Annotated in this window: 3 protein-coding genes; 1 reads left to right on the top strand and 2 read right to left on the bottom strand. The window is 70.4% G+C overall.

Features of this window, described 5'->3' with window-relative positions; genetic code table 11:
• Positions 1-313, top strand: a 313-nt coding sequence (locus VGS97_RS11980; RefSeq protein ID WP_326853459.1) for a 2'-5' RNA ligase family protein, incomplete at its 5' end; no start/stop codon positions are given.
• A 343-nt stretch (positions 314-656) separates the two neighbouring features.
• Here VGS97_RS11980 and serC read toward each other — a convergent pair.
• Positions 657-1,775: a phosphoserine transaminase gene (serC, locus tag VGS97_RS11975; protein WP_326853458.1), complete on the bottom strand. Its 1,119-nt coding sequence runs from the start codon at positions 1,773-1,775 to the stop codon at positions 657-659.
• Positions 1,776-2,142: 367 nt separating this feature from the next.
• Positions 2,143-3,120 (bottom strand): citrate synthase 2 (locus VGS97_RS11970; protein WP_326853457.1); only part of this gene is annotated, 978 nt, incomplete at its 5' end.

Genomic DNA, 3,120 nt, shown 5'->3' with positions numbered 1-3,120 from the left:
CCGGCTCGGCAGGCTCGCCGAGTCGGTGAACGGCGTCGCCCGGCGCTGTCACATCAAGGTGGACGAGCGTCCGTTCCGGCCCCACCTGACGCTGGCGCGGGTGCGCGACTCGGCGAACGGGAACGGCTCGGCCAAGGCCGGCGGCAACCTGAGCGACCACGAGAGCCTGCCGGACCTTCAGCCGTACGTGGACCGGATGGCCTCGTTCCGCACCCCGCGCTGGCTGGTGGGCGAGATCGACCTGTTCAACGTGGTCAACCAGCCGCTCAAGCAGTACGAGCGGGTCGGTGGCTGGGCGCTGACCGGACGCTGACCGGGCGGTTTCCCACCGCCCGGTCCTTATCGCACCGGCTTGGAGGTCTCTCACAGCCAAGCCCTTATCGCACCGGCTTGGCGGCGTCTCACCGCCAGGCCCTTATCGCGCCGCCCTGGCGGCGATCGATATGCCGCCCGGCCACTCCCGGTCACTACTGCACCAGCACTGCCTACCCAGGACCACCTGTCCAGCATCATTACCTACACCAGCATCACTACTTACACTGGGCAGATGGACCCGCGGATCAGAACCAGGATCGTCACGGCGGCCTTCCTCGCCCTGATCGCGCTGGTCGTCATCGGGTCGCTGCTGCGCCGGTGACCCGCTGGAGCCGTGGCGGTCAGAGCCGCTCGACCACGTAGTCGATGCTGGCGGTCAGCGCCTCGACGTCGGCGGGGTCGATCGCCGGGAACATCGCGATGCGCAACTGGTTGCGGCCGAGCTTGCGGTACGAGTCGGTGTCCACGATCCCGTTGGCCCGCAGCGCCTTGGAGACCGCGACCGCGTCGATCGAGTCGGCCAGGTCGATGGTGCCGACCACCTGCGAGCGCTGTTCCGGGTCCGCCACGTACGGCGTCGCGTAGTCGGACTTCTCGGCCCACCCGTACAGCCGCGCGCTGGAGTCGGCCGTCCGGGTGACGGCCCAGTCCAGGCCGCCGTTGCCGTTGAGCCACTCCAGTTGGTCGGCGAGCAGGAAGAGCGTCGCGACCCCGGGGGTGTTGTAGGTCTGGTCCTTCGAGGAGTTGTCGATCGCGGTCGGCAGGTCGAAGAAGGTCGGCACGTACCGTCCGGAGCCGGAGATCTCCTCGACCCGGGCCAGCGCGGCGGGGGAGAACAGCGCCACCCACAGGCCGCCGTCCGAGGCGAAGTTCTTCTGCGGGCCGAAGTAGTAGACGTCCGTCTCGGTCACGTCCACCGGCAGGCCGCCGGCCGCCGACGTCGCGTCGACCAGGACGAGCGCGTCGTCGTTCGCACCCTCGACCCGCTTGATCGGCATGGCCACGCCGGTGGAGGTCTCGTTGTGGGTCAGCGCGTAAACGTCCACGTCCGCGGCCGCCTGTGGCAGCGGGTGGGTGCCCGGCTCGGACTTGATGACCTGCGGCTCGGCCAGCCAGGGGGCGGCCTTCGCGCTGGCGGCGAACTTCGAGGAGAACTCGCCGAAGCTCAGGTGCTGGGACTTGGCGCGGATCAGCCCGAAGGCGGCGATGTCCCAGAACGCGGTCGAGCCGCCGTTGCCCAGGACGACCTGGTAGCCCTCGGGGTTGCCGAACAGGTCCGCGACGCCCTCGCGCACCCGGCGCACCAGGTTCTTCACCGGGGCCTGGCGGTGCGAGGTACCCAGCAGCAGCGGGGCCTGCGCGGCGAGCGCGGCGACGGCCTCGGGGCGGACCTTGGACGGACCGCAGCCGAACCGGCCGTCGGCGGGCTTGAGTTCGGCGGGAATCTGGATTTCCGACACGGTGCGTGCCTCCGGCGAAGTGTCATGCCTCTTCGAACCCGGCCGGGGCCGACGGCGCAGCGTCGGCCTGCACGTGGCGGCGGGCGAGCCTACGGCCGCCACAAAAGTCCTGGCTGTGTTCGAAGAGCCATTGTCAAGGGAACGCCGGCACGGCCGCGCCGGCGGGACTGCAACTGCGGAAGTGTGACGAGCTATGCAGTGTCCCGACCCGGGCGTCGTCGTCCGAGAACGTGAAGCAGAGGTTACCGGAAATGTACGGCGCCCGGACCCCTGATGCGGGATTCCGGGCGCTGTGAGTGCTGGGTGCCGCTGACCGTCCGATCAGCGCGTGACGCGGTGTCCGACGCGGTGTCCGTCTGTGTCCGGCTCAGTGGACGATCATCGTGTCGAAGCCCTCGATGTCCTGGACCTTGCGCTGCGCCGGGCCGATGTACCGGGCCGCCGGGCGCACGAGGCGGCCGGTGCGCTTCTGCTCCAGGATGTGCGCCGACCAGCCGGCCGTGCGGGCGCAGGTGAACATCGAGGTGAACATGTTCGCCGGGACCTCGGCGAAGTCCAGCACGATGGCCGCCCAGAACTCGACGTTGGTCTCCAGCACGCGGTCGGGGCGGCGGGCGCGCAGCTCGGTGAGCGCGGCGTCCTCGAGGGCCTTGGCCACCTCGTAGCGCGGGGCGTCGAGCTCCTTGGCGGTGCGGCGCAGCACGCGGGCGCGCGGGTCCTCCGCGCGGTAGACGCGGTGCCCGAAGCCCATCAGCCGGTCGCCGTGGTCCAGCACGCTCTTGACGTACTTCACCGCGTCGCCGGTGCGCTCGATCTCCTCGATCATGTGCAGCACGCGGGACGGGGCGCCGCCGTGCAGCGGGCCCGACATCGCGCCGACCGCGCCGGACAGCGAGGCGGCCACGTCGGCGCCGGTGGAGGCGATCACCCGGGCGGTGAAGGTCGAGGCGTTCATGCCGTGCTCGGCGGCGGAGGTCCAGTACGCGTCCACGGCCTTGACGTGCTTGGGGTCCGGCTCGCCGCGCCAGCGGATCAGGAAGCGCTCGACGATGGTCTCCGCCTTGTCGATCTCCTTCTGCGGCACCATCGGGTGGTCTATTCCGCGGGCCGACTGGGCGACGAAACTCAGCGCCATCACGGCGGCGCGGGCCAGGTTGTCCCTGGCCTCCTCGTCGCTGATGTCCAGCAGGGGCTTCAGGCCCCAGATCGGCGCCAGGGTCGCCAGCGCGGATTGCACGTCCACCCGGATGTCGCCGGAGTGGATGGCCAGCGGGAAGGGCTCGGCGGGCGGCAGGCCCGGGTTGAACTTTCCGTCGACGAGCAGGCCCCACACGTTCCCGTAGGT

The organism is Actinocrinis sp., from assembly GCF_035946395.1.
GTDB lineage: Bacteria > Actinomycetota > Actinomycetes > Streptomycetales > Catenulisporaceae > Actinocrinis.
The sequence above is the reverse complement of the archived record's forward strand: the minus strand, read 5'-3'. Positions and strand labels throughout refer to the sequence as shown.